General features: G+C 56.9%; 21 protein-coding genes and 1 pseudogene. 12 read left to right on the plus strand and 10 right to left on the minus strand.

The genetic code is table 11. The features are described from left to right. The first annotated feature begins 16 nt into the window (after window positions 1–16). From FH08_RS0108705 to FH08_RS0108730, 6 genes are all read left to right on the plus strand, one after another. Entirely contained in the window at window positions 17–1054 is a 1038-nt protein-coding gene (locus tag FH08_RS0108705; RefSeq protein ID WP_419177990.1) for an ABC transporter permease subunit, read from the plus strand. Then, entirely contained in the window at window positions 1051–1761 is a 711-nt protein-coding gene (locus FH08_RS0108710) for an ABC transporter ATP-binding protein (RefSeq protein WP_031357962.1), read from the plus strand. Before FH08_RS0108705 ends, FH08_RS0108710 begins: the two co-directional genes overlap by 4 nt. Next, on the plus strand, window positions 1758–2465 hold the full coding sequence (locus FH08_RS0108715) for an ABC transporter ATP-binding protein (RefSeq protein WP_031357963.1): 708 nt from the start codon (window positions 1758–1760) through the stop codon (window positions 2463–2465). Before FH08_RS0108710 ends, FH08_RS0108715 begins: the two co-directional genes overlap by 4 nt. A 13-nt stretch (window positions 2466–2478) precedes the next feature. Beyond that, window positions 2479–3465, plus strand: coding sequence for an acetamidase/formamidase family protein (locus FH08_RS0108720; protein ID WP_031357964.1), 987 nt, complete (start codon window positions 2479–2481; stop codon window positions 3463–3465). 78 nt (window positions 3466–3543) lie between these two features. Continuing rightward, window positions 3544–4698, plus strand: coding sequence for a transporter substrate-binding domain-containing protein (locus FH08_RS0108725; protein WP_031357965.1), 1155 nt, complete (start codon window positions 3544–3546; stop codon window positions 4696–4698). A 1-nt stretch (window position 4699) separates the two neighbouring features. Continuing rightward, window positions 4700–5350: an ANTAR domain-containing response regulator gene (locus FH08_RS0108730; RefSeq protein WP_035565693.1), complete on the plus strand. Its 651-nt coding sequence runs from the start codon at window positions 4700–4702 to the stop codon at window positions 5348–5350. A gap of 95 nt (window positions 5351–5445) precedes the next feature. Here FH08_RS0108730 and FH08_RS0108735 read toward each other — a convergent pair whose 3' ends face one another. Genes FH08_RS0108735 through FH08_RS0108750 form a run of 4 tightly spaced genes read right to left on the minus strand, consistent with a single transcriptional unit; the run spans window position 5446 to window position 9388 of the window. Continuing rightward, entirely contained in the window at window positions 5446–5877 is a 432-nt protein-coding gene (locus FH08_RS0108735; RefSeq protein WP_031357967.1) for an ester cyclase, read from the minus strand. After that, the gene (locus FH08_RS0108740) at window positions 5870–6580 is read right to left on the minus strand and encodes a response regulator transcription factor (RefSeq protein WP_051887970.1); all 711 of its coding nucleotides are present in this window, start codon (window positions 6578–6580) and stop codon (window positions 5870–5872) included. Before FH08_RS0108740 ends, FH08_RS0108735 begins: the two co-directional genes overlap by 8 nt. A 10-nt stretch (window positions 6581–6590) precedes the next feature. Then, complete coding sequence (locus FH08_RS0108745) at window positions 6591–6962, minus strand: response regulator (RefSeq protein ID WP_031357969.1); 372 nt, start codon at window positions 6960–6962, stop codon at window positions 6591–6593. Then, complete coding sequence (locus FH08_RS0108750) at window positions 6959–9388, minus strand: PAS domain-containing protein (RefSeq protein WP_063771179.1); 2430 nt, start codon at window positions 9386–9388, stop codon at window positions 6959–6961. Before FH08_RS0108750 ends, FH08_RS0108745 begins: the two co-directional genes overlap by 4 nt. Before the next feature lie 195 nt (window positions 9389–9583). On the opposite strand from FH08_RS0108750, the gene FH08_RS48230 reads away from it, so the two are divergent. The 3 genes and pseudogenes from FH08_RS48230 to FH08_RS0108765 all read left to right on the plus strand — a co-directional run bounded on the left by FH08_RS48230 (window position 9584) and on the right by FH08_RS0108765 (window position 12709). Next, on the plus strand, window positions 9584–9955 hold the full coding sequence (locus FH08_RS48230; protein WP_152602759.1) for a hypothetical protein: 372 nt from the start codon (window positions 9584–9586) through the stop codon (window positions 9953–9955). Window positions 9956–10138: 183 nt separating this feature from the next. Continuing rightward, window positions 10139–11125: pseudogene (locus tag FH08_RS0108760) on the plus strand (redoxin domain-containing protein); the annotation flags it as partial. A gap of 270 nt (window positions 11126–11395) precedes the next feature. Further along, window positions 11396–12709, plus strand: coding sequence for an epoxide hydrolase family protein (locus FH08_RS0108765; RefSeq protein WP_031357972.1), 1314 nt, complete (start codon window positions 11396–11398; stop codon window positions 12707–12709). A 140-nt stretch (window positions 12710–12849) separates the two neighbouring features. On the opposite strand, the gene FH08_RS0108770 is transcribed toward FH08_RS0108765, so the two are convergent. From FH08_RS0108770 to FH08_RS0108795, 5 genes are all read right to left on the minus strand, one after another. After that, entirely contained in the window at window positions 12850–13683 is an 834-nt protein-coding gene (locus FH08_RS0108770; protein ID WP_063771180.1) for a response regulator, read from the minus strand. A 310-nt stretch (window positions 13684–13993) separates the two neighbouring features. Further along, on the minus strand, window positions 13994–14233 hold the full coding sequence (locus tag FH08_RS0108780; RefSeq protein WP_031357974.1) for a hypothetical protein: 240 nt from the start codon (window positions 14231–14233) through the stop codon (window positions 13994–13996). 247 nt (window positions 14234–14480) lie between these two features. Beyond that, entirely contained in the window at window positions 14481–15014 is a 534-nt protein-coding gene (locus tag FH08_RS0108785) for a thioredoxin family protein (RefSeq protein WP_031357975.1), read from the minus strand. Between the two features lies 1 nt (window position 15015). Further along, a complete protein-coding gene (locus FH08_RS0108790; protein WP_031357976.1) occupies window positions 15016–15744 on the minus strand; it encodes a cytochrome c biogenesis CcdA family protein in 729 nt (242 codons plus the stop codon). Between the two features lie 593 nt (window positions 15745–16337). Continuing rightward, a complete protein-coding gene (locus FH08_RS0108795) occupies window positions 16338–16763 on the minus strand; it encodes a hypothetical protein (RefSeq protein WP_031357977.1) in 426 nt (141 codons plus the stop codon). Window positions 16764–18809: 2046 nt separating this feature from the next. On the opposite strand from FH08_RS0108795, the gene FH08_RS0108810 reads away from it, so the two are divergent. Continuing rightward, complete coding sequence (locus FH08_RS0108810) at window positions 18810–20087, plus strand: epoxide hydrolase family protein (protein WP_200878722.1); 1278 nt, start codon at window positions 18810–18812, stop codon at window positions 20085–20087. Window positions 20088–20723: 636 nt separating this feature from the next. Here FH08_RS0108810 and FH08_RS0108815 read toward each other — a convergent pair. After that, window positions 20724–21695, minus strand: a complete 972-nt coding sequence (locus FH08_RS0108815; protein ID WP_081889400.1) for a 2OG-Fe(II) oxygenase — start codon at window positions 21693–21695, stop codon at window positions 20724–20726. A gap of 345 nt (window positions 21696–22040) precedes the next feature. On the opposite strand from FH08_RS0108815, the gene FH08_RS0108820 reads away from it, so the two are divergent. Both FH08_RS0108820 and FH08_RS0108825 read left to right on the plus strand, forming a co-directional pair. Further along, window positions 22041–24371 carry an alkaline phosphatase family protein gene (locus FH08_RS0108820; protein WP_051887974.1) on the plus strand — a complete coding sequence of 777 codons (2331 nt, stop codon included), beginning with the start codon at window positions 22041–22043 and terminating at the stop codon, window positions 24369–24371. Between the two features lie 150 nt (window positions 24372–24521). Beyond that, window positions 24522–25907, plus strand: a complete 1386-nt coding sequence (locus tag FH08_RS0108825) for a cytochrome-c peroxidase (RefSeq protein WP_063771181.1) — start codon at window positions 24522–24524, stop codon at window positions 25905–25907. Window positions 25908–25935 lie beyond the last annotated feature (28 nt).

Genomic DNA, 25935 nt, shown 5'->3' on the forward strand with positions numbered 1-25935 from the left:
TAAAAGGGCAACTTCGTTGTCCCTCAAATTTTTGCCGTGGTTGGTTGCGCTCGGCTTGCCGCTGATTGTCGATAGCAATGCCAGTGGCAACTTTGCGTACTGCCTCGTGTGGGCCTTCGGTGCGATTGGACTAGCTGCGATGTGGGGCTATGGCGGCATTCTCTCGTTCGGTCAAACTGCGTTTTTCGGGCTCTCGGGCTACGCGTACGGGATTATCGCCCTCAATTTTGGTGACAGCTGGATCACCTCGTGGGGCAGCCTTCTGGCTGCGCTCGTGGTGAGCGTCGCCGCGGCAACCCTGATCGGCTACATGATCTTCTACGGCCGGATCAAAGGGGTGTTCATTGGCATCGTGACGTTGTCGATCACACTTGTGTTGGAAACGTTCATGTCGCAAACTGCCGGCCCGCAATGGGCGATAGGCGCGGCGAAACTGAATGGGTACAACGGCATGGGAGGCATGCCGCAACTGACGATACCGTGGCACGGCGGTCCGCTGACACTCGAGAACACAAGTTTCTACTACTTTGTGCTCGCGTTGCTTGCACTCGTCTACTGGGGTACGCGCAAATTACTCGACGGTCCGTTCGGTTTGACGCTTATTGCTATCCGCGAGAACCCGCAGCGCGCTGAAATGCTCGGCGTCGACATTCGACGGCATCAGCTTCTCATCTTCGTGTTTGGTTCAACGTTGGGTGGTCTGTCGGGCGTGCTTTACACCATCTGGGGCTCCTATATCACGCCTTCGACGATGGGCCTGACCTCAGCTGCGCTTCCGGTCATCTGGGTCGCAACTGCCGGCCGAAAGAGTATTGGTGGCGCGATTATTGGCACGGCCCTGTTGGTCTGGCTCTCGCAGAACCTGGCAGTCTACGGCAGCCAATACGCGTTGATCCTGCTTGGAAGCATCCTACTGATTGTAGTGCTGCTTGCTCCCGAGGGGTTGCTGCCCTATGTGATCACGCACCTGCGGCGCTTAGCTACGCGTCCACAGTCGAATGCTGTACCTGAACCACAAACCGCCCTAAAGGCTGGCAGAGGGAGCAAATCGTGACCAGGCTACTTGAGACTCGCGCACTGACGAAACGCTTTGGCGGCGCTCATGTGATCAATGGTATCGATTTTCAAATCGATACCGGCGAGATCCGCTGTGTCATTGGTCCCAACGGGGCCGGCAAAAGCACCTTCTTCAAGCTGATTACGGGCGAGCACACGCCGTCAGACGGCAGCATCCACTTTCTCGGCCGCGACATGAACCGAGTATTGCCCCACGAGCGCATTCGAATGGGCATGAGCATCAAATTCCAGATCCCTGGCGTGTTTGCCGATCTGACTGTCCGCCAGCACCTTCAGCTTGGTTTGTATCGGGCCAAGGACGTCAGTTCGACGAGCCTGGACGAGTTGCTTCATCGATTCATGCTGGAACAAGAGGCGTCGGTGCTGGCGTGCAATCTGTCTCATGGAAAGAAACAATGGCTCGAGATAGCAATGGCCGTGTCGCTCGGACCGAAGTTGCTGTTTCTCGACGAGCCGGTAGCGGGCATGTCCGTGAAGGAGACGCACGCAACGGGGGAGCTGATCAAGCGGCTTCGGGACGCAGGGCTAACGATCATGGTCGTTGAGCACGACATGACCTTCGTGAAGCAGATCGCGTCGCGTGTGAGCGTATTGCACGGAGGACGCCTCTTTGCCGACGGGCCACTCGATGAAATCCTCGGTCGCGACGATGTTGCTGAAATTTATCTAGGGAGAAAGAAATGACGGCGCTGATGGACGTGTCTGACGTTGAGAGCGGGTACGGCGGTGGGAAGGTTCTCAACGGCGTCTCACTTCGAATTCACAAGGGCGAAATTCTCGCGCTGATCGGCCGCAACGGCGTTGGAAAAACGACCTTTATGCGCACGCTGATCGGACTTGTGCCGCTCGCGAGGGGCAGCATCAGACTGGATGGACGTGAGGTGGGCGGTGACAAACCCTATGCGCGTGCGCAGAAGGGAATGGGATATGTCCCGCAGGGGCGCGAGGTGTTCGGCGCGTTGACCGTTGAAGAAAACCTGCAGGTTGGCGCACAGGCCAATCGCCGCCGCGCATCGGAAATGCGCGACAAAGTTGTTGATTATTTTCCGGTTCTAAAAGCGAAATTTCAGCAGAAGGCCGGCACGATGAGTGGAGGCGAACAGCAACAGCTAGCCATTGCACGAGCCCTGATTGGAGGACCGAAAGTTGTTCTGCTCGATGAACCGTCCGAGGGCATCCAGCCTTCGATTGTCGACCTGATTGGAGAGACGCTTTTGAAGATTACAAAAGAGACGGGTATCGGCGTGTTGCTCGTCGAACAGGACATGGGCATGGTCGAGAGTATTGCAACGCGTTGCTGTGTCATGGACAAAGGGCACGTGATCGATACGCTAACCCGTAAACAACTCGCAGATGAAAATTTGATTCGCCAGTACCTGGCACTCTAACGAAGGTGGAAACATGAAATGGCTTAACGATTCAATCATGATGCAACGAGGCGTTGGTGCCGACCGTGAGCCGGTGGTGCATTACCTCTCCGAAGAGTTGCAGAAGACCTATCATTACACTATTGGCCCCTATTCTCAGCCGGTGATCCATATAAAACCGGGGGATCGTGTAGTAGTCGAAACCCGGGACGCATTTGAGGGAAAGATCACCTCTGAAACAGATAAGCCTTCCGAACTGCTTACGGTGCCGTTTCTTAATCCGCAGAACGGTCCCGTGATGATCGAGGGTGCACAGAAGGGCGACGTTATCGCGGTGCACATCGAAAAGATGTCCCCGCGCGGCGAAGACCCGCATGGATTCTGTTGCATGATCGCCAATTTTGGCGGCCTGACCGGGACTGATTACACGGCACTGCTGAACGAGCCGCTACCTGAGATCGTGCGAAAGATCAAAATAGATGAAGAGAATGTGTACTGGAGTCGTCGGCATACGCTTCCATACCGGCCTCATATTGGTACCTTGAGTTTGTCGCCTGAGATTGATTCAATCAACTCGCTCACGCCAGATTCTCACGGCGGTAATATGGATGTACCGGACATGGGACCAGGCAGCATTACGTACCTTCCGGTTCGTTCGCCGGGAGGAAGACTTTTCATTGGGGATGCACATGCTTGCCAGGGTGACGGAGAAGTGTGTGGAACGGCAGTTGAATTCTCAAGCACGACGACCGTTCGCGTTGATCTGATCAAGAATTGGCAGATTGCGTGGCCGCGGCTGGAGAACGAAGACGCGCTGATGAGCATCGGCAGCGCGCGACCACTGGAAGACGCAACGCGGATTGCATACCGTGAACTGGTGTTGTGGATGGCCGCCGAATTCGGTTTTGACAAATGGGATGCGTACATGATGCTAAGTCAGGTAGGCAAGGTCCGTCTGGGGAATTTCGTGGACCCTAAGTACACCGTCGGGGCGATGATTGCGAAGCACTATCTGAAGTAAGCATGCCGCAGTTGAGCGGGACGTTGCGCGGATACGCTTCGTCCTTTAATCGACAATTCATTTTCGGCGTACATCGACATGGCTTCAACGGACCCTATCAAAGTTGGTCTTCTCTGCTCCAAGACCGGTACCACATCACTACTGGAGATGTCCCAGTGGCGTGGTTCGGTGCAGGCGATTGAGGAAATAAATGAGCGCGGCGGGATAAATGGCCGGGAGCTTATTGCGGTTCATTATGACCCGGCCTCCAATCCAACCGCCTTTCGCGACCTTGCGGAACGGTTGATTCTAAAAGATGGTGTTCGGGTAATCTTCGGTGGCTATACCTCCACGAGTCGGAAGGCCATGCTACCGGTCGTGGAAAAATACAATCGGCTGCTTGTGTACTCGCAACAATACGAAGGTTTCGAATACTCAGACAACATTATCTATAGCGGAGCATCTCCCAACCAGAACGGCGTCCAACTCGCCGATTTCATGACGGAGACCTTTGGTGCCCGGGTATACATGATCGGATCACGATACGTCTATCCCTACGAATGCAACCGCACCATGCAGGAGCTGCTGCTGCAGCATCCGGAGGGAGCAATCCTCGGGGAACGCTATCTTAGTCTCGAGGCCCGGCGCGAACAGTTCACCGAGGTTGTGGCGGACATGAGGAAAAAGGCACCCGATTGGATCTTTTCCACAGTAATCGGGAAAACCGTTCCGTATCTGTACGAGGCCTATATGGAGGCGGGCTTCGACCCGACCAGAATGCCGATCGCGAGTCTCAACACCTCTGAAACTGAAATACTTGCTATGAGGAACGGCGCCGGGTCTGGCCACTTTACGGCGGCACCTTATTTTCAGAGCGTGGATACGCCGGAGAATCATGCCGCGTTAATCCGTCATCAGGCACGCTTCGGACCGGCGCAGCCTCTGGATATGAACTGGGAGTCGGCCTACTACCAGATGCACATGTTCGCGAAGGCGTTTGAGGTGGCGGGCTCCGACGAGATCAGCGCAATCATGCCTCAGTTGCTTGGGGCGGAGTTCGCGGCGCCGCAGGGGCGTGTACGGATCGACCCGGTCAATCACCATATGGCGCTTTATCCACGCGTCGGCCGCGCAAATGCGGATGGACAATTCAGCGTCCTTCGGGAGTCCAAGTTTGCCGTGCCTCCGGATCCTTACATGACCCGGCAGACGCTCGGAGACTGGGTGACCAAACTCAGCACGCGGGAGTACTAACGTGAACTCGCGTCGCGATAGCGTACAAAGAAGTTTGACCGGTTCAATCCTGAACCGGAATTTGCGCGTCCTCGTCCTCCATCCGCAGGACGACGATGGGTTGACGCTGACAAGTCACCTCCGGCGCGTTGGTTTCAATGTCGAAACCAGGTGGCCACCGGCCGGTGTTTTATCCGACAACGTGGATCTGGTGTTCCGCGCGCTGCTGCCGGAAGAGCGGGCGCCGAAGGATGAATGGCTGGGTCCCGATGCACCCACTTTAATTTCGGTCGTTGCATTCGAAAATCCCACTTTCATCGATCAAGCCATCAAGATGGGCTCAGACGGGATCATCACTACGCCAATCCGGGCCTCCGGCTTGTTGGCCACGATCGTGATGGCATTGCGACATGCGAAGCAAGCGCGGCAATCCTCACAGCGAATCGCAAGCCTTGAGCAGAAGCTACTCGATAACCAGCAGTTGAGAGAAGCGAAGGCCATTTTAATGCTCATGCATAATTTCAGCGAGCCTGATGCTTATGAAATGTTGCGTGCCCAAGCAATGGCAAAACGAGTGACGGTCGACGATATTTGTCGTTCCGTCATCCAGGCAGGCGCGGTGCTTCAATTACATGCCCGTATAAGGTCGGCTGATAGCGGATCAATCGATTAAAAGGGAAATGCTGATGAGGAGATCGTCCACAATGCAAATCCCGGATCGAAAAGTAGGGCGCCTAGTATGCTTTTGACCGGGCGTTAAGCGAAGGCTCAAACGATCCCTAATGCACGGAGTATCGCGCCATGGTCGAAGTAGCTCCGTTCGCAGACAATCTTGTCCGATCCCTCAGCAAACTCGAAGGTTGCCGCGCCGCGCACACGAAAGGTTTTGCCCGTCGGTTCAATAGTACGACCGGATAACTCGAGTGGCCCGAGGTGCGTACCCGTGACCCAGAACTCGACAAGAACGGTATCGGCATCGGCTGCGATCGCGATGGTTTCGGGCGCGAGATTCGGAAACGGCGTGCGCGATGCGGTGAAATATCCTCGCACGGCCGCTTCGCCGTCGTACACCGCACCGCTGAAATGCATTTCGTAATACGGATGCACGAAGGTCGCCATGACACCATCCCAATCGTGGATGGACTCGAGCGCCATGTGATGACGCACTGCGTTAAGGCGCGTATCGACAAGCTCAATCATTGCGCCAACTCCTGGGCGCGGCTCGCAGATCAAGCTTCGCCGCCATATTGACGAGGTCGGCAAACGAGCGAGCGTTCATCTTTCGCATGACGTTACCTCGATGCGCCTTCACCGTGATCTCGCTGATGTCGAGATCACCCCCGACCTGCTTATTCAACCTTCCAGTGATGATCAGCCCCATGACCTCGCGCTCACGACAAGTGAGCCGCGCGTAACGGTCGCGCAGTATTTGCATCTGCGCATCGTGATCGAGCGCCGTGTCGCTGCGGTCAATTGCGTACTGGATCGCGTCCAGCAAAACGTCGTCGCGGAACGGCTTCGTGAGGAACTCGACCGCACCTGCTTTCATCGCCTTCACTGTCATTGCCACGTCGCCGTAACCCGTGATGAAGATGATCGGCATGTCGGCACGATCCGCCGCGACGAGCTTTTGCAAATCGAGGCCATTGAGGTCAGGCAGCGTCACGTCCAGCACGAGGCAGCTTGGCGTGCGCACTCGAGGATGCGCAAGGAAATCCTGGGCCGACGCAAATGTCTCGGGCTGCCAGCCGCCGCATCGGATCAGCAATTCCAGAGACTCGCGCACGGAGATGTCGTCATCGACTACAAACACGATGGGCAACGCCGGTGGCTCCGATCGCGATCTCGACTCCTGGCCGGGTGCACTCGCCTGGCTCAGTCTGTTCCCTAGGTCGATAAACATGATGAAGTCCTCAATTAACCTGAAGTGCGACAGAAATTGCAGCCAATAGGCTCGTCTCGCTGAATGGTTTGAACAAACATTCGACGGTGCCCTTGCCAAGGAGAAGGGTACGGACATTCTCATCGGAATGGGCTGTGATGAATATGATCGGAATGGCGTGCTTGCGAAGCGTCAGCTCTCGTTGTAGATCGGGGCCGGACATTGAGGGCATCGCGATGTCGAGGATCAGGCAACGGGTCTGGTTGAGATCGCCGGATTCAAGAAAGGCTTCCGCTGAAGAAAACGCCTGGGCCGTAAAGCCCAACTCCGTGAGCAGGTCCGGAAGCGACTCACGTACGGATTCGTCGTCATCCACGATCGAGATAAGCGGACGTAGGCTCATTGCGCTTTCCCTGTGGGTTGCTGATCGTCCGCCAAGTCTGTCGCGCGACCGGCAACACTGCTACTGCCGAGAGTGTCTCCCTCGCCGCGCTGCGGGATAGAGAAAAAGAATGTTGCTCCCGGACCTTCGTTGGGTGTAGCCCAGATGTGACCTTGATGACTTTCGATAATGGAAAGGCTCACAGATAACCCGATTCCCATACCGGTACTCTTGGTCGTGTAGAACGCTTCGAAGAGCCTGTTCACGTCATGGGAGTCGAAACCCACTCCCAAGTCCTTCACGCCCAGACGGACCTGATCCCCTTCGTACAGCTCGGTGCTGATGACCAGTTGCCGCGGATGATCTTCGATGCCGCTCATTGCATCCGAGGCATTCAGAAGCAAGTTCAGGATGACTTGCTGAAGCTGGACGCGATCGCCAACGACACAGGGTAGATTGTCAGCAAGCTCCGTCTGCACGATGACCCGGTTGCGTTGCAACTCACTACGCGAGAGAGCGATCACCTCCCGCGTCGCCTCGTTCAGATCAATCGATTCGGTCACAACGGTTTTCTTCGTAAATAGCGCGCGCAGTCGCATGATCACGTCGGACGCGCGGTTGCCGTCGCGGATGGTCCGCCGGGCGGTCTCACGTGCACCGTCTATATTGGGAGGATCAGCTGCAAGCATGCGCAAGCATGTGCTTGCATTGGTGATGATGCCCGACAGGGGTTGGTTGACCTCGTGGGCGATAGAAGCAGTGAGCGCGCCGAGACTTGTGACCCGCGCCATATGTGCCAGCTCCGAGCGCGCTTTCGCAAGCGCCTCTTCAGACCGACGCCGTTCTGTAATGTCCTGAATTGTCGTGATGTATTCGAGTTGACCTGCATGGTCCACACTCGCATGGCCAATCACGTGTAGATACTTGATCGAACTGTCGGGCATCAGCAATCGGTATTCGTGCTCGTAGTCGCAACCGCTCCGCTGCAACTCGATCAATTCCAGTACGGATGGAAGGTCTTCCGGATGGATCCGCGAATAGATGAGATCGAGCGTGACCGGCACGGCCGGATCAAACTCGTACATGCGATAGATCTCCTTGGACCAAGTAATTTCGTCGGTAGCGCCGCGTTTGGAAAAACCGCCGATGGAACTGATACGCCGGGTCTCTGCGAGAAATGTTTCACTGCGCTTGAGCGCAGCGTCATTTTGCGCACGTGCAATGGCGATACTCGCGATGTGTTTGATCTGGCTGATCATCGCCTGGTGCTCCGGTGTCGGTGTTCGTGGCTCCGTGTAGTAAATGGCAAACTCGCCGAGCACCTTGCCGGCTGCTGATGAAATGGGCGTTGACCAACATGCCTGTAATCCTTGCGCCAAGGCTAACGGACACCACTCGTAGGCGGCCCACCTTGTCTCCGAGGCGAGATCAGCAACGACGACCTGTTCGTTCCGGCACACCGCCATCGCGCACGGGCCGGAAGTGAGGTTCACCGGCAACCCGACAATTGAGTCGATGAAGCTGGCAGGCAGGCTCGGCGCGGCTCCGTGGGCGAGGCGTGTACCGCTCGAATCCACGAGCACGACGCTGCAAAAACATCCACTGACTGTCTCTTCAACGAGTTGGCAAAGCGCCTCGAGTATCCGGGACATCGACTCGCCAGCCGCGACCATTTCGAGTAGCGACCGCTCACCGGCGAGTAGAGCCTCAGCGCGTTTGCGGTCTTCTATATCCGTCTGCAAGAGACACCACAGCACGATCCGTCCATGCGTGTCTTTTAGCGGAAAGTGGCGCAGATGGAACCAGCGATATGCACCGTCGCCGCGCCGGCGCCGTGCCTCGATTTCGTAGGGACGACCCGTTTCGAGCGCCAATTGTCTCGCGGCCATGATGCCGGGGCGGTCGTGGGGATGGCAGTTGTGCACGGGTCCGAGGGCCTTTAATTCGTCCATCGTTCCACCGAAATACTCGAGGTAGTGAAGATTGGCGCTTTCCAACTGGAACGTGGCACTCGAAATGGCCACAAGCGTTGGCAAACCGTCAATAATCATATGAGAACGCCGTTCGCTTGCGCGCAGCATATCTTCGTCGCGTCGCTTATCCTCGATATCAATATGCAAACCACACCATTTGACCGGCGAGCCGGACGCCTCGGACAACGGACTGATGCGGCAGAGAAACCATCGATATTCACCATCGAAACGTCGTAGCCTCGCTTCGATCTCGCCGGGCTCGCCGGATACTCGAATGGCTTGCCAGCGCTCGATCAGCTCAGGCAGGTCCGCGGCGTGAACGACGCTCTGCCAGCCAACACCTAAGCCCCGGTCAGCCTGAAGGCCCGTGTAGTCGCACCAGCGGCGGTTCAGGAAGTCGATCTGTCCGTCAGGCCGCGCCGTCCACAAAAGACCCGGGAGCGAATTGACGACGTGAGTGAGGGCATTCTCCATTCCGGCCCTTCCCGTGGCGGACGTCATGGCCGTAGCATGCGCCGCTTCGAGGGTCGGTGGCTATCATACTTTGGTGTCGGTTCCGCCGAACCCGTCAGCGCCTCTCGTCCCCCTGGCAGCAATTCGCCTACTGCCTCTGCATCGAGTGTCCTTTGCCTGGCAGCCGCTAACACCATCGTATTGACCGACACCATCGTGCAATCGTCTCGACTCAAGGACAGGAGTCTGATTGCGGCTGTGTATCGCGCATCGACCTACCGACGCGCTGGGCACACAGATGCGATTTCACCGTTCAAAGAGGAGATTGACATGAGGTCTTCTGCCATGCCCGTTGTCTATGGCCAGCCCGTAACCCTAAGTACCCCGGATACGGCAACCGGCCCAGGCCACTACGAATTGCTCTACCACTCCCTGTTCTTACCCGGGCGCGGCTATGCGTTTCCCTGCGATGCACGAGGGCATGTGGACCTCGACCGTCTGAGTGATCGGGCGCGCCAGAACTATCTCTATGCAAAGGATGTTGCCGGCAGTGAGTTGTCACTGCCCTTTATCGAGCGGCAGGGATAGAGGCTCCAGGCTTTGAGACGTTCTCTAGCCGGCCGCACACCTGTGGCCGCTTTACAGATGCATTGGATCCCACGAAAGGCATCCATCATGAAAGTCAATGCGCTCTTCCTGTGCGGCATGCTTGCGTGTGCCGCAGCAGCAATTGTTGTTGCGAATGCCCAAGACACGGACGGACTGCACGTCACAGCCGCGGCACTCCAACTCCGCGGCGAGGGTGGCCTGATCCCTTTCGATCACGCGACATCATGGCTTAACTCGCCTCCCTTAACGCCTGCCGATCTGCGCGGCAAAGTAGTTCTCGTCGACTTCTGGACGTATTCCTGCATCAACTCGCTGCGCCAGCTTCCGTATCTGCGCGCGTGGGCCGATAAATATAAAGCGCAGGGGCTCGTGGTCATCGGTGTACACGCGCCCGAATTCGGGTTCGAGAAGGACATTGATAATGTTCGTCGCGCCGCGCGTGATCTGCAGGTCGACTATCCAGTCGCGCTCGACAGTGACCATTTCCTATGGCGCGCGTTTCAGAATGAATATTGGCCAGCGCTCTATTTTATCGATGCGCAGGGGCATATCCGTCATCATGTTTTCGGTGAGGGTGAATACGAAAAGTCGGAAGCATTGATACAACAATTGCTGGTGGAAGCGGGAGCTAGTGGAATAGTCCATGAACCGGCATTAGTAGACGCCGGGGGGGTGGAAGCTCCCGCGGCCCCCTTCAGCCTGGTCTCGCCGGAAAACTATGTCGGCTATGCACGTACCGAGAACTTTGAGTCTCGCGGCGGTGCAGTACCGAACGCGAGCCATGCCTATTCCGCTCCCGCGCACCTGGCGCTCAACCATTGGGCGCTCGCCGGCGACTGGACCATGCAGGATGAGGCCGTTTCGCTAAACAGGCCGGGCGGCCAGATCATTTATCGTTTCCACGCCCGCGATCTTCATCTCGTCATGGGACCGGCAGTGCAAGGATCTGCTGTGCGCTTTCGCGTCCTCGTTGACGGACATCCACCTGGCGCCGCGCATGGCGTTGACGTCGACGATGCTGGTAGAGGCGTGGTCACTAAAGCGCGTCTCTATCAACTGATCCGGCAAAAAAACCAGGTCACCGATCGACAGTTTGAAATCGAATTCCTAGATCCGGGCGTGGAAGCCTTTGCGTTCACGTTCGGTTGATCTTCGCAATTGCGGTCCTCTCTGTTATGGCGCGCTCAATGTGTTCCCTATACGAAGGTAGCGATCAATACCTTCGTGCAATCGATTCGGGTCCGTGCTTCTGGTCTGATCGCTTCCGTGTCTTGTGTACTGCGTTCATATGATTTGAATAATCGCAACTCACCTACGGTCAAGCTCGTTCTTTGGTGAAAAGAATGGTCATGCCCGCAGTCTTCCCAGCGCCCAGCAGGGTGCGCTTTCATGCTATTCGACATCGAAGGAGATTTGACCATGCTTGCCGTAACATCAGTTCCAATCCGCCGCAGAGTGGGAGCAACCACTGCAGCCGCAGGCGCATTCAGCCTTGCTCTGCTAGGCGCTTTCAGCTACGCGCCGATCGTGTCAGCTGCTGCGCCCACTCCGTCCGCAACCGCTGACGACACGTCAATCCGGCCGTTCCACGTCAATGTTCCCGAGGCCGCTCTCGTCGATCTTCGCAAGCGCATTGCCGCGACGAGATGGCCTGATCGCGAGACCGTCACCGATCAATCACAGGGCGTTCAACTAGCGAAGATTCAGGCGCTCGTCAACTATTGGGGTACCGACTACGACTGGCGAAAGGCCGAGGCGAAACTCAACGCGTTGCCGGAGTTCGTAACGACCATTGACGGCGTCGACATCCAGTTCATATGGGTGCGCTCGCGCAATCCCAAAGCAATGCCGCTAATTATGACGCACGGTTGGCCCGGCTCCGCGTTCGAGCTTCTGAAGGTCGTTGGTCCGCTCACAGATCCCACGGCTTATGGCGGTCGCGCGGAGGACTCGTTCGATCTGGTTCTGCCTTCCATGCCGGGCTACGGCTTCTCGGGCAAACCCTTGAGTCCCGGCTGGGACGCGGATCGCATCGCTCGTGCATGGGCTGTTCTGATGAAGCGATTGGGATACAAGAATTATGTGGCCCAGGGCGGGGATTGGGGCTCGGTCGTGGCGGATAAGATGGCGCATCAGCAGCCGCCGGGACTGCTCGGTATCCATGTCAATATGCCGGCGACCGTGCCACCGAATGTCGCGAAAGCTCTCAACGACGGCGATGCACCACCGGCGGGATTGACCGCCAAGGAGAAGGCCGCTTTCCTCTCGCTGGATAACCTCTACAAGAAGGGTGGGGGCTATGCGGCGATGATGGTGACTCGTCCGCAAACTGTGGGCTACGGGCTGGCAGATTCACCTGCCGGCCAGGCTGCGTGGATGTACGACAAGTTTGCTGCCTGGACATACACGAACGGCGACCCCGAGCGCGAACTCACGAAGGACGACATGCTCGACGACATCACGCTTTATTGGCTCACCAACTCCGCGACTTCTTCGGCTCAGCTTTACTGGGAAAATAACGCAAACAACTTCAACGCTGTCGACATCTCGATTCCTGCCGCCGTTACTGTCTTTCCGGGCGAAATCTATCAGGCACCGCGAAGCTGGACCGAGCAAAGCTACCACAAACTGATTTATTTCAATGAGGTTGATAAGGGCGGCCATTTTGCGGCATGGGAACAGCCGAAACTCTTCTCCGAAGAAATTCGTGCGGCGTTCAGATCGCTGCGCTAATTAGCTGGTAGTAATCGGAATTCAGCGGTGCGCGGTACGCGCACCGCTTTTATTCTGTATCCGTATACAAATTCACAAAATTGACTCATCAACTTGTATCTTCCAACTACGGGCCAAATATGACGGCTCAGAACGGCGGTTTATATGAGCTCGGGCGACGTCAAAGCATAACTCTTTGCGTGCGGCACGCTCGGTGGTTTTGCCCCGTGAATGACGCTGGCGGAAAACATCCGAAGGGTATCGCCGCCAATAATGGTGACGGGCTGGCAGAACACATAGCCTTCACTACGTACAGTTCTGATGTAGAGTGGCTCCTGCGCGTCGTCGCACAGGCGTTGACGCAGGCGACTAACCAGCAGATCGATGGATCGATCGAATTGCTCGATACTGCGTGCCTGAGTCAGGTTGAGTAACTGTTCACGACTCAGAATGCGCTGTGGATGATCAAGAAAAGCCTGTAATAAACGGTACATTGCGCTACTGAGCATCACGACATTGTCGTTTTGATCAATCAGGTGATGGACGCTCGTGTCCAGCCTCCAGCACCCGAAAGAGAGCAGGGCACTCGCTTCGGAAATCCGCAGATTGGGAGGCAGCATACGCGTGCGACGCAACACGGCGTTGATGTGGGCCAGCAACTCGCGCGCCGAGAACGGTTTTACGACGTAGTCGTCAGCGCCCATTTCGAGGCAGATGATCCGCTCCGTTGTGTCGTTGCGGGACGTTAGCACAAGGACAGGGACGGAGCGGTGGTTGCCTGCGCACAGTCTGCGGCAAAGCAGCAGTCCGTCGGCGCCACGCATCGTTGCGTCCAGCACGATCAGGTCAACGGGATCGCGATCGAGTACAGCGTGCATTTCGCGGCTATTGGCCCCGACCGATGTTCGCATCCCGTTATGCTGCAGATGTTCTGCCACCATCTGGCGGATAATGGGGTCGTGATCGACGATCAGGATGTGATCAACATGCTCCATGCGCGGCTCCTGGAGCCGACGGCGCCCGCGCCTCGGCAAGATTCCGGGCGACACGGCATTGATCGACAATATCGAGCATGCGCTGTACCCAGTGTTTCGAAATGACATCAGTTAAAGACTGATGTCTCAGACACTGGATTGGAGCACGTGCAGGGGAGCGAATCTCTAAGACGATGGTGTTAGTTGACACCTAGGTATCAGGCGTACGCGAACTCGCGCCTGAGCGGTTTCGTGTTCTTCCCCGGTCCGACTCCGACTAGTGATCCGCGAAGGGCGAGGGCCCATTTCCTGCTGGTACGGCGCGGTCGCCCTAGTCGGACGTTGAGTCTGCAATACCGCCATATGACCGTGTGTCCGTTTTTCTCGTGACGTGAGCTTCGGTGGCGTTGTAGTTCTCCCGCAGTGTCTGGACGCTTTGCCCGCGTTGTGACGTTGGTGCCCCTGAAATCGGGTCGTAGTGGACCGCTGGACCGTAGCCGTTGGCAAAAGCCGGGCCGGCGGCCGCGACGCTGGCCGCAATGATGAGGGCGCCAATGAGATGCTTGTTCATGATGAAACCTCCAGTTTGTTCCGTCTCACCAGGCATTCTGAGAGCCGAAGAATAATAAATATGGCGTACTACGTTTGCGAGTGAAACGTCAATGTCCATATGCAACGCTTACCGGTTCAGAGCAGTTTCCGGAATCTCGCGGTAGTGCATTGGAATCTACTGAGGCATCTGGCGTGTGTCGAAAAAATGCCCCAATCCAATGATGTGTCGCCTTGGCCGGCAGATACATTTCGACATCAATACAACATCAATCCTTCTGCGCGAGGAGTGCCTGGATCTTCGCTTCGATCTCTGCATAATTGCCTTCGCCGAAGTGGGAGTAGACAACCTGCCCCTTCTTGTCGATCAGATAAACCGCCGGCCAATACTGGTTGTTGTACGCGCCCCACGTCGCATACCGATTGTCCTGGGCCACCGGGTAAGTGATCCCGAAGCGCTTGATCGCAGCCTTGACGTTGTCAGTGTCGCGCTCGAACGAATATTCTGGTGTATGTACACCGATAACCGTCAGTCCCTGGTCCTTGTACTTCTGGTTCCAGCTCCTGATGTGCGGCAGCGTATTGATGCAATTGATGCAGGTATAGGTCCAGAAGTCGACCAGCACGACCTTGCCCCGCAATTGCTGCATGGTCAGCGGATCGCTGTTTAGCCATTTATCGATACCGGTGAATTCCGGGGCAGTCCCGCCGTTCTTGGGTGAGCCTGCGAAGGCAGCGGAGCCGGTGGCCGTCGTTGCAAGCAGGAGGGTCGTGATGGCGAGGTTTTTGAGTCGGAAGAGCATGTCAGAGTCCTTTCAGGGAGGGGAAAATAGAGGCGATCCGGGCGTACGCCAAGACGTCGACTTGCAGATAGATCGCGAGTGCAGTGAGGATTACGAGTACGCCGAACACTTGCTGGAGGCGTTCAGCGTGACGCGCCACCATCCGGACGCGCTGAGTCATATAGTGACTGCCATAAATGATTGCCAGCATGGGAATGGCGGCCCCGATTGCATATAGCGTGAGCAGCAGTGCCGACCATCCTAGGTCCTGAGCCTTGACCACCAGCACCAGGATCGATGCCAGCACGGGTCCGGCACAGGGTGTCCACACCGCCCCTAGTGACATGCCGAGCACGAAGCCGGCGGCGTTGCCGCTTCCGGGTTGAATTCCAGGCTGGATGCCGGGCGCGACCGCGGCGCCAATGCGTTGCAGTGGTGGCTGCAAACGCGCTACCAGCCAGTCATAGGGACCCGGCCACACGCGCAGCAATCCAGACAGCGCCAATAATGCGATCCCGGTGTTGCGCAAAACTTGTTGTGCGACATGCACTGTGCTGGAGACCGCGCCGAGCAGCATCGCGAAAGAGGCGAACGTCAGGATGAAACCGGCAACGATAAACAAGGGACGAATGCGGCTTGGCCGCTCGACCGAGGTGCCGAGCAAGATCGGCATGACCGGCAGGATGCAGGGCGATGCAATAGTGAGCAGGCCCGCCAGCAAGGCGAGCGGTGTTTCAATGGTGTTGTGCAAGATGGGCGCTCCGTTGGCTGGTATGACCGTATTGGAACCTCCTCACGTATCTGGCTTGTGTCTGCGACACAGGGGCGGTGCAACCTTTTATGTCGGGGAGAGTGCAGACACAATCTGAGACAAATATCCGCGCTAGCCAGGCGGTAAAGCAGACGGTGTTGAACAGCAGGCTGTAAATCACCGCCTTGTTGTAGCGGGCCATCGCGCTGATCGTCAGTCGAGGGCACGCATACGTCCCCTATGATGATTCTTCTGTTGTGGTTGGCGTCAGTCGCGACAACAGGATCCGCCTGTATCGGGACGTATCTCGGATGCATTCATGCTCGAGGACGGGAATGGTTCGATTGATCGATGGTGTTGACCGACACCTTAGCGTGAGCCGAAGAGTCAACTCGCGTTGCGCTATCTGTGGCGTATTGCGAGCTGTCTCGACAATAGGCTACAACCGACTTGGGTATGACGCGCCTATGGCAGGCGAATGTATGCGCGCTGCACCGAAACCGCCCGCTGAGAAAGCGGATGTCCGATCTCTGTTCCGTACATATCCTTTGCGCATAGCATGTGAGTGCACGTCGCCCGGTCGAACCAGTCACTCAAGCCACTGATCTGAGCCGGTCTGCTGAAAGACCAAATTGACGGGATATGGAAAAGAAGCGATCTCGCCATTCCCATTTTCCGAAGGCGTCGTGAACATTCTGCAAGCAGCTCAGCAATTCGACGGTCGTCGGATCGTAGATGTTGATGTGCGACCGCAGAAGCGCACGTTTTAGCGCTGCTACGCCGACGTCCATGTATTCGGGTATCCGATCCTGTTGCTCACCGATATAGCGAACGGGTACGCCTTCGATCGCGGTCATATAGTCGCGCGGCTTGATGAAACTGCCAACGGGGCAACCCCCGCAATATCCCCGATATGCACCGCCGCCACGCGCCAGCAATACTGCCTGACCCTGGCTTAGAAGGTGTGTCACTGAAGCGTCGAAGATTTCCTGATGCGTCAGAAAATTGAGGCTTTTCACGATCATTCTCCCGTGCACGAGGGCACCGGTTTTGTTGTTGGTTCACGAGCAGGCTGCATTGAGAATCTGAAACGTGCTCGCATTGAGGGCTTCGACCGATCCGGGGGAATTCTTGCGATCCTCGCGGCCCGCGGAGAACCCCGACTGCTTCGGGGTGAGCGATATCCGCCCGCCATTTGATGCTTGAATCTGTCCGTTCGCTATCTCTCTATGGGTTGTATAGGGCAGGTTCGAATGGCCACGAAAAGCCCACGCGGCTAGGAGCCGCCTTGCGCTCCATCTTGTTTGTGCGAACAACATTGGGTTTAACCTGTTTCCAGTCGAATAGAAAGAACGCTTCTCCTGGAACGACATCGACGCGCATGAAGCGAGTTGCAAACCCTCTTCTAGACGCAATCACACCATAATCGTGTAACCGAATCCATTACACGATGGTATCGATACTTTTATATAGGTCGGCACGTCGAAGGACCAGCCTGGTGCTACTCTGGACAAACAAATTCGTAGCGATTTGGCACCGTGTGCCCCAGAAGGAGAATGACTATGCTTCCGTTGATTTGTGGATGCTATTCGACGCGTCGAAATGTGAGTGTGGACCTGGAAAAGAAAGCGTGAGGGAGGTGGACGTTGGGCTAGGTGACTGATTGCGAGAATGAACGCTACCGCTCTGGTCTGCGCAGGAATTACCCATCACCGAGCGCTTAGTGGTTGCAGCTCCGAGGGACGTCCGCGACGGCCTTCGCTTCGAACAGACGGCAACCCTTGCGGCATTGAAATCGCGTAAAAGGCTGCATGCCGGGCAAGTTGGCGCGCACGGTCTGCGCGCCTACCCGGCCATAGTGGTTGCTGTAGTGAATGAATGTTGCGCGGAGCTCGCTACCGAAGATGACGGCCGCTGGCATGCAGCCGACAACCGTTGTTGACCTCGTTGAAAGGGACGAGATTGTGGTAGATAAGCTCGGCCCAGCTTCGAGGTGCCTGATAGATTTTCCGAGCGAAGACTGTCAAGGCTGCGGCCGTACAGTTATAATATTTAACAATATAAGCATTCCTATCGACGTCGAGCTGGATCGTTTAGAGTTCCTTGCTGCGACAAAACCTTGGATTTGGTGACACGTGTCAGCAGTCATCCGGAGAGAACGCAAAAAGTGATATCGGAGGCCGCTAGCCGGTACATTTGACGAGCCAATGCTGCCACATAGACACTAGTACGATGCAAAGGGAAATCTCTTTTTCGGACATTTCCCATTCACGAGCGAGTCTAGGTCTACTGCACGGTGCGAGGTACCCACAGGAACCTTCAGTTCAATTGAGGCAGCAGTTATGGCGATAAGGAAAGCGCCCGATGATATACAAAGATATGAGAACCACTATCTCATTATCTGACTGTGAGATCCATTAGTAGGGCTAGCAGATAGACACTCGTTGCATTAACTTTAAGTCAACTGCGGCGAGCCATTGTTTGGGTTCTCGCGGCCGCGTTTAACGCTCCAAAACCGACTCACGCTGGAGTTTTTGTCCCATCTATGGAGGGCATAAATATCGCCATCGCCGACATGAAAGCGCAAGTCTCTGCAAATGCGCTCAGGAAATTGTGCACTTGCGTGGTGGACGACGGTCATTCGGATTGATCGATCCTTCCTTCTAGTACTTCACGTCACAGTGGAAGTCGTTTCGCAGTTGTGTCAATCGATGCGGTTGACCCGGGTGACGCGTTATCGAGGGTACTAACACTATGCAATTGCGCCGCAAGCGAGTAGCAATATAAAGTCGATTTTCACGGAATATTTCATCAGCCTTCTTTCCCAGTGGACTTTCGGCGGTGCGGTCGGCGCCACGTTAAGGAAGGTTGAATTGCATAGTTATCCAAAATTTCATGCAAACACCCAAGAAGATACGAGAGAGGAGCACGCGATGATGCTCGTCATTCAGCTACTCGAACCAAATATACGATAGCCCCCCAAACACGAGAAAGTGGATAATATGACATATCTAAAAGCATGCGCGTACAGGCGTTTATTTACGGCCTCCGCATTGGTTGGGACGATGGCGATTTTTTTGCCACTCTCTCCTCACGCCGAAACTACTAATACTACGACAGCACTACCTAGTAAAGCATCAGCATCGTTGGACGGTCAGCGTGCAGCCGATGTATCGATACGTCCGTTCCAATTCCACGCATCAGATGAGGCTCTTGCCGACCTCCGTCGACGGATTTCTGCGACCAAATGGCCGAGCCAGGAACTGGTGAAAGATGGGACACAGGGTGTGCAGCTGAAGACTATGCAAAAACTCGCGCAATATTGGGCGACTGACTATGATTGGCGGAAGGTTGAGGCAAGACTCAATGCTTTGCCGCAATTTGTGACCACCATCGATGGCGTGGAAATTCACTTCATCCACGTTCGTTCGAAAAACAAAAATGCGATGCCAATCATCGTTACTCACGGATGGCCCGGCTCCATCATAGAGCAACTCAAGATCATTGACCCACTGACTAACCCGACGGAGCACGGCGGGAAAGCAGCAGACGCCTTCGACGTTGTAATCCCTTCACTGCCAGGATACGGATTTTCCGGAAAGCCTACTGCGCTCGGCTGGGATCCCGCTCATATTGCCCGCGCTTGGACGGTGCTGATGAAGCGGCTTGGTTACACACGGTTTGTTGCGCAAGGTGGCGATTGGGGTGACGCCGTTACTGAGCAAATGGCGGTGCAAGCGCCGCCGGAACTCATTGGTATTCACACCAACATGCCGGGTGCGGTCCCTCCCGAGATTGAGAAAGCGCTCCAGTCCGGCGGAGCGCCGCCATCCGGACTTTCTGCTGATGAACAATATGCTTATGGCCAGCTCGACTTCTTCTACAAACATGGTCTTTCTTATGCTCAGGAGATGACGAACCGACCACAGACGCTGTACGGCATTGAGGATTCGCCCGTCGGCCTTGCATCCTGGATGCTTGATCACGACGCGCGCAGTTACGCGCTCATCGCACGTGTCTTTGACGGCCAGCACGAAGGCCTTTCACGAGATGATGTCCTGGATAACATTACCCTCTATTGGCTCACCGACACCGCAGTGTCCTCGGCACGTCTGTACTGGGAGAATAAATTAGCGTTCTTTGCGCCGAAGGGAATCAAAATCCCGGTAGCAGTCAGTGCGTTTCCGGATGAGCTCTATCAAGCTCCTAGGAGTTGGGCAGTACAGGCTTTCCCGAATCTCCTGTACTACAACCGATTGCAGAGAGGTGGGCACTTTGCCGCCTGGGAGCAACCGGACGTCCTCACGAAGGAGCTCAGGGTAGCATTTAGACCGCTGCGTTAAAGCGCGTTGCGCGGACGGTGCATATCATCGTCCGCGTTAGATTCTAATTCTCAGGGCTGTTTTACTTGTTGATGTCCACACAGAATCGACCCGTCGAAGGTTCGTGGCTTCGATTGCTGGAATACCACAGGATAGTCGTCTTGCGACCAATCGAGTCTCAGTCCGGCCTCCGTTGCGCGATGCCGGTCTTCGTCTGCGTGCTGGTATTGTCAAGCGCCGTTTTGCTCACGCCGAGAAGGATAAATACCGCTTCGATGAAGCTGTGAACGGCGCTGGGATAAACGACCTTCTCGATTTCTCGTCTAAACCTGCGCTTAGAGAAGGGCGTACGGATACCAAACGTTGATCCATTGCCTGGGCTAACACGTGAAGAGGTTATTCGATCAGGTTCATCGCCCGATCAATACCACGTCAATCCGATCCAGATAGATAGTTCAACGCCGCACAAACGTAAGCTGACAGATTCGAACGCGCGGCGGTGACAGCTTGATTACAGATACGCGAATGCGGGCGCCTGAGCACGTGGTACAGGCAAAACCAGCGCGTGTTTCATCGATCAGTCATTCGGTTTGTCGTCGGCAGCATAGCAGCCGTCTTAATGGGACCAAGCCTCTTTGTTTCCGAAGATCCAGCCGGTCACATCATCCCGCCGCGTCCTTCCTCGCCAGCAACGACGAAACTTCGCTGCCGCATCCATTTGGTGGCGACCCACTTTTCGCCGCTCAACACCTCGGCGGCGGCATGCAGTGTCTTGCCGTCCAGTTGGCCGATGGCGTCGCAGTATTCGAAGTACACGGCATTGCCTTTGCGTGGCACCACCGACAAACCGATTTCTGGAAACACAGTCTCGCCACCGACGGACACATCGTTAAGGTAAATCACCATCGTGCTCACGCGCTGGCCGCTGCGTGCGATCGACGCCTGATTGGCTGCGTTGCCGGGGATCAGGAAATCGAAGTGAGGGCTGCTATGCGTGCCTGGCGTGTAGTGCAGCACCTGCAAACCTTCGCCGTTTTCCAAGGGCATTCGCATCAGCGCGGACACACGCGCATCGATCCTGGCGAGCAGCGGCGTTTCGGCCTGACGGAAGAACATGCCCATGCTGCTGCGGTCGCGGCTGATCACCGGTTCCCCCGTATGCGGATCAACGATTGTCGACGGTGCTAGGCGAGGACGGGCCGCGGCAATCAGCGCACCGCATTCATCATGGCTTAGCACGCCTTCGAGCACGGCGATTAGCGGCTTCTCGACGCGGGACAACACGTAAACGTCTCGATCGCCGCCGGGCAAAACCGACACGCGTGGCAGTCGCGTTTGCGCGGTCACAGCTGCCGCTTGCGAGCGTTCTATCGTGAGTTGGCATTCGGGCATAGGAAGGCATTCATGCAGCACGCGTGCGAAGGCATCAACCAGGTCGCGCGCCATGTCCGGATCGAACTGTTGGGATGCAAGTGCACGTGCGATGTCATCGGGACTGCCGCCTCGCTGCAGTGCCCGGACAATCCAGTCGCGCAATTCAAGAGAGAAATGCAGGGTGGCAAGCTGCCGGGGCGACACGGCGACATTTGAGGACGCGGATGGCAAGACAGTTTGTGAAGCGGATTTCATTGCGAGCTTGCTGGAGCGAATCGCTCGGTGCGCGGGTTAGCCAGGATGCAAGTGTTGCTATCTTTCTGAATTACTTCAACTTTATTTCTTTTGCCTATCCACAAAGACAACGATTGAAAGCTACAAGTAACATATGTGTAAGTTTGTAATTAAATAGTCATGTTCGGCTTCTAGCATGTGCCCGCTACGTGATCGACGTTGCCTACAGGTCGCCTCAGTCGGGGCGACATCTCGTGCAGGCGGAACACTCGCCAGAAGGAAGCGCCGAGAGAGGCTATCAGTGCGGTACACGGGTACACGACGACAACATCACTAATAAATCGCCACGAACAAGAGAGCTAAAAAATGTACCCACAATTCCGAGGCAATCACCATCGCTTTGTTCCGCTGCTCACCGCGCTTGCTGCAGCCGCGACGCTTACGGCCTGTGGCGGCGATCTCCCCGGCAATACCCCGAACCCCGGCAATAGCGGCGGTATCGACAACGGCGGCAATAGCGGCGGTAACGGCGACGGTGGTAACGGCGGCAGCGGGAACGGTGGTAACGGAGGCGACAGCGGGAACGGTGGCGACGGTGGTGGCAACGGAGGCACCACGCGAACGGTCAGCGGTATCGTCAGTGGTGCGACTTACAAGAGTCCAGCCGGCTTCGCCAATTCGTCGGCATCCGGGGTCGATTACGCCAAAAGCACCACGGGCGACGACGTGCAGCAGACCTTCGTGCCTATTACGTATGCCAATGCCACAGTGTGCGCCGATACCAACAACAACGGCGTGTGCGACGAAGGCGAAGTGTTCACGCGCACCGACAGCAACGGCCTCTTCACACTGACATTAACGCCGGCCGCTCCGGCCACGAGCCTGGTTGCCGTAGTCGATACCGACGCAACGTACACCGACCCGCGCGCCGGCACCACCAAAGTGGCGAGCAAGATGAACCTGAGTAGCGCCGCCGCCCAAGCCGGAGGGGGGGCAAACGTTGTAATCAGCTCGCTGTCAACGGAAGTGGTGCGTCTGACTGAGGCCGAGCAATTGAGTTTCGCCGATGCAAAGGCCGCCATCGCCGGGCGCCTTAGCCTGACCGGTGGCACCGTTGACGTGACCGTCAATCCCGACGATGTCGTGAGTTCACTTACGAACATCACTGGCTCGGGCGCGTCCAAGGCACTTCTGAGCGAGGCCAACACGCTGGCTGGCCGCTACATGCTCGCTACGAAGATCCTCGATCGCGGCTATGTCAGCGACAGCGCGATCGATCCGGTCAAGACGATGAAAGCCGCGCAGGATGCGGCGTTCAATCCGGAAGGCATCCCGCGCTACGATCACCTGTTTGTCGTGATCTTCGAGAACCACAGCAACCAGTCGATCGACGATCCGGCCTATCCGAACTTCTACAATTACCTACACGTGGAAGGCAACAAGGCCGCCAATTACTTCTCCACCGGCAACCCCAGCGAGCCGAATTACATCGCGCTCGCCAGCGCCGATGATTGGGGCGTGGCTGACGACAACGCGTGGAATTGCTTGCCGGCCGGCGACACCGCCAGCCAGCCGACCGATGTCTACATGCCGTTGAAAGCCTGCGATTCCGACACGAAGGTGCACAACATCAAGGGCCGCCGCAACATGTTCACCGCGATGTACAACGCGGGCATGGGCACACGGGTGTACAGCGAGTCGATGAACCCGGGCCAGGATCCGCGCAAAGACGGAGTCGCCAACACCGCCATCTCGGGAACGAACCGCACCACGGGGGTCACCGAGACGATGCCCGCCAGCCTCTACAAGACCAAACACCACCCAGCCGTCAATTTCGACGAAGTGCGCAACCGTCCGGACTTTTTCAAAAATCTGGCCCGCTCGGTCGGCGGCGGACAGTGGGATGCGTCGATCGGATCCTTTGCCTCGGCCAACCAGATCGCGTGGAACACGCATCAGCTCGAGGACGATCTCAAGAGCGGCGACATTGGCGCGCTGAACTACATCGTGCCTGACCAGTGCGACGATATCCACGGTGGTGTTGGCAGTTGCACGTCCTCGGGGATCGCGCGTGGCGATGCCTATGCCAAGTATCTGGTGGACACCATACAGGCCTCGCCAATCTGGAAGAACACGAACCGCCGCTCGGCCATCGTCATGCTGTTCGACGAAGGCACGAGCTTCTACGGAAGCTCGTCGTGCTGCGGCTGGAACGTGGGCGGGGGAGCCACCAGCGGTGCACCTCTGGGCGAGGGCATCACCACTGCGATTCCGAAATACAGCGGCGGCAACAAGGGCGACGGCCCGACGATCTTCTCGTTACTGACGAACCAACCCAATGCGCCGAAGCAGATCGTGGACTCGGATTCGTACAGCCACTTTTCGTTCGTGCGCACGATGCAGGACATGTTCGCGCTGGCGGACCCGGGCGTACCGACGTCGTACATGAATCGCTCAAAGTACACCGAGCAATTCATCGCGGGCAACCTGGCCAACCTGGCCGAATACTCGGGCAGCGCCAACACGCACTTCGATTCGGTTCGTCCGATGAACCATAAGTACGTGATGAAGGCCGGTGAGCTGGTTTCAGGCGGCAGCCAGAAGGGCGGCAGCGGCAGCGGTTCGGTGGGCAGTGGCAATAGCACATCCACTGGTCCGGACACCACGCAGACAAACATCTGGACGATCAAGCCGTAAGCGCCAAACGCGAAGTCCGTGCATGGCCGGAACGCATCCGCGCGAGCGGGGGCGTCCCGGCTTTGTACCGTGCTTATCACCATGTAGTTTTGCCGATTCATTCGCGCGTTTCGCTGCTCGAATGGCCGGCCGCCAAAACCCATCACCACCATGCGCTATACCATGCTCGCTGCCTGCTTCACGACAGCCATGTTCGTCGTTGCACTCGCCGCGTGCAAGCCCGCGAAGGATTCCATCTCGACATCTCATTCGCCCTCCGCGCCGGCTGCGGTGAAGCAAGCCGTGCCGGGCAAGGTTGCACCGCCGCTTGCTCCTGCGGCGCCGCTATCGGCCGCCGCGCAGATCGGTGCGAAACTGTTCTTCGATCAGTCGCTGTCGGGCTCGGGAAAGATGTCGTGCGCCTCGTGCCACGATCCGAAGCACGCCTATGCGCCCGCCAATGATCTGGCTGTGCAACTGGGCGGCCGTGACGGCAAGCAGCCCGGCACGCGCGCCGTGCCCACACTGATGTACAAGGATTACACCAATCCGTATTCGGACACATTCGAGAACCCTGACATGATTAGCCCGCCTGGACCGGGCGGCGGCCTCACGTGGGACGGACGTGCCAATACGATCGCTGAGCAGGCGGCGATTCCGCTGCTGGCGCTCAACGAGATGGCCGCCACCAGCAGGGCCGCCGTCGTGCAGGCCGTGCGCAAGGGTGCTTATGCAGGCCAGTTCCGTGAGACGTATGGCCCCAACGTATTCGACGATACGGAGAAGGCCTTCGCGTTGATTGGCGCGGCGCTGCAGGCGTACCAAGTCGAAGACCGAAGCTTCCACCCGTACAGCAGCAAGTTTGATCGCTACCGTAACAACAAGGTGGGTGGTGCGCTGACTGATGCTGAAATGCACGGATTGCGTGTGTTCCTCGATCCCAACAAAGGCAACTGTGTCGCCTGCCACCTGATTGGCGGCGGCAACGATGGTAGCCAGGACATGACCAGCGATTACTCGTTCAACGCGATCGGCGTGCCGCGCAACATGGAGATTCCCGCCAACGCCGATCCGAAATATTTCGACTTGGGTCTGTGCGGTCCGTTGCGAACGGACCATCGTCCCGGCAAAGACAAGGGCGCGAGGGAAACCTGCGGCATGTTCAAGACGCCGGTGCTGCGCAACGTGGCGACGCGCCACGTGTTCATGCACAACGGAGTGTTCAAGTCATTGGAGGAAATGCTCCGCTTCTACAACACGCGCGATACCGCGCCAGAGAAGTGGTATCCGCGTGATGCGAGGGGCAAGGTGAACAAGTTCGACGACCTGCCGGCGAAGTACCGCGCCAATATCGACAACCAGATGCCACTGGATCTGCGCGGCGCCGGCAGCCAGACGCCGATGACGGACCAGGAAATGCAGGCCCTGGCCGTCTTCCTGAAGACGTTGACCGATGGCTTCGTGCCGCCCGCTAACGCTGAGGTCGGCGGCCCGCACGTCCATAACGTTGCTGACGCGATCAACGACCCCGCTGCAAGCAAGCCGGCTACGCCGTGATATCTAACACCAATGAACGAAACAAGCG

Origin of the sequence: Caballeronia sordidicola (assembly GCF_000729995.1) — a bacterium.
GTDB classification, from domain to species: Bacteria; Pseudomonadota; Gammaproteobacteria; order Burkholderiales; family Burkholderiaceae; genus Caballeronia; species Caballeronia sordidicola_A.

Bases quoted from the DNA above. Each gene is read 5' to 3' on its own strand.
- FH08_RS0108750 (WP_063771179.1), bottom strand. From the start codon at position 9,388: ATGGAGAATGCCCTCACTCACGTCGTCAATTCGCTCCCGGGTCTTTTG.
- FH08_RS0108725 (WP_031357965.1), top strand. From the start codon at position 3,544: ATGGCTTCAACGGACCCTATCAAAGTTGGTCTTCTCTGCTCCAAGACC.
- FH08_RS0108780 (WP_031357974.1), bottom strand. From the start codon at position 14,233: ATGAACAAGCATCTCATTGGCGCCCTCATCATTGCGGCCAGCGTCGCG.
- FH08_RS0108720 (WP_031357964.1), top strand. From the start codon at position 2,479: ATGAAATGGCTTAACGATTCAATCATGATGCAACGAGGCGTTGGTGCC.
- FH08_RS0108740 (WP_051887970.1), bottom strand. From the start codon at position 6,580: ATGTTTATCGACCTAGGGAACAGACTGAGCCAGGCGAGTGCACCCGGC.
- FH08_RS0108770 (WP_063771180.1), bottom strand. From the start codon at position 13,683: ATGGAGCATGTTGATCACATCCTGATCGTCGATCACGACCCCATTATC.
- FH08_RS0108815 (WP_081889400.1), bottom strand. From the start codon at position 21,695: ATGAAATCCGCTTCACAAACTGTCTTGCCATCCGCGTCCTCAAATGTC.
- FH08_RS0108785 (WP_031357975.1), bottom strand. From the start codon at position 15,014: ATGCTCTTCCGACTCAAAAACCTCGCCATCACGACCCTCCTGCTTGCA.
- FH08_RS0108765 (WP_031357972.1), top strand. From the start codon at position 11,396: ATGCTTGCCGTAACATCAGTTCCAATCCGCCGCAGAGTGGGAGCAACC.
- FH08_RS0108745 (WP_031357969.1), bottom strand. From the start codon at position 6,962: ATGAGCCTACGTCCGCTTATCTCGATCGTGGATGACGACGAATCCGTA.
- FH08_RS0108735 (WP_031357967.1), bottom strand. From the start codon at position 5,877: ATGATTGAGCTTGTCGATACGCGCCTTAACGCAGTGCGTCATCACATG.
- FH08_RS0108810 (WP_200878722.1), top strand. From the start codon at position 18,810: ATGGCGATTTTTTTGCCACTCTCTCCTCACGCCGAAACTACTAATACT.
- FH08_RS0108715 (WP_031357963.1), top strand. From the start codon at position 1,758: ATGACGGCGCTGATGGACGTGTCTGACGTTGAGAGCGGGTACGGCGGT.
- FH08_RS0108825 (WP_063771181.1), top strand. From the start codon at position 24,522: ATGCGCTATACCATGCTCGCTGCCTGCTTCACGACAGCCATGTTCGTC.
- FH08_RS0108820 (WP_051887974.1), top strand. From the start codon at position 22,041: ATGTACCCACAATTCCGAGGCAATCACCATCGCTTTGTTCCGCTGCTC.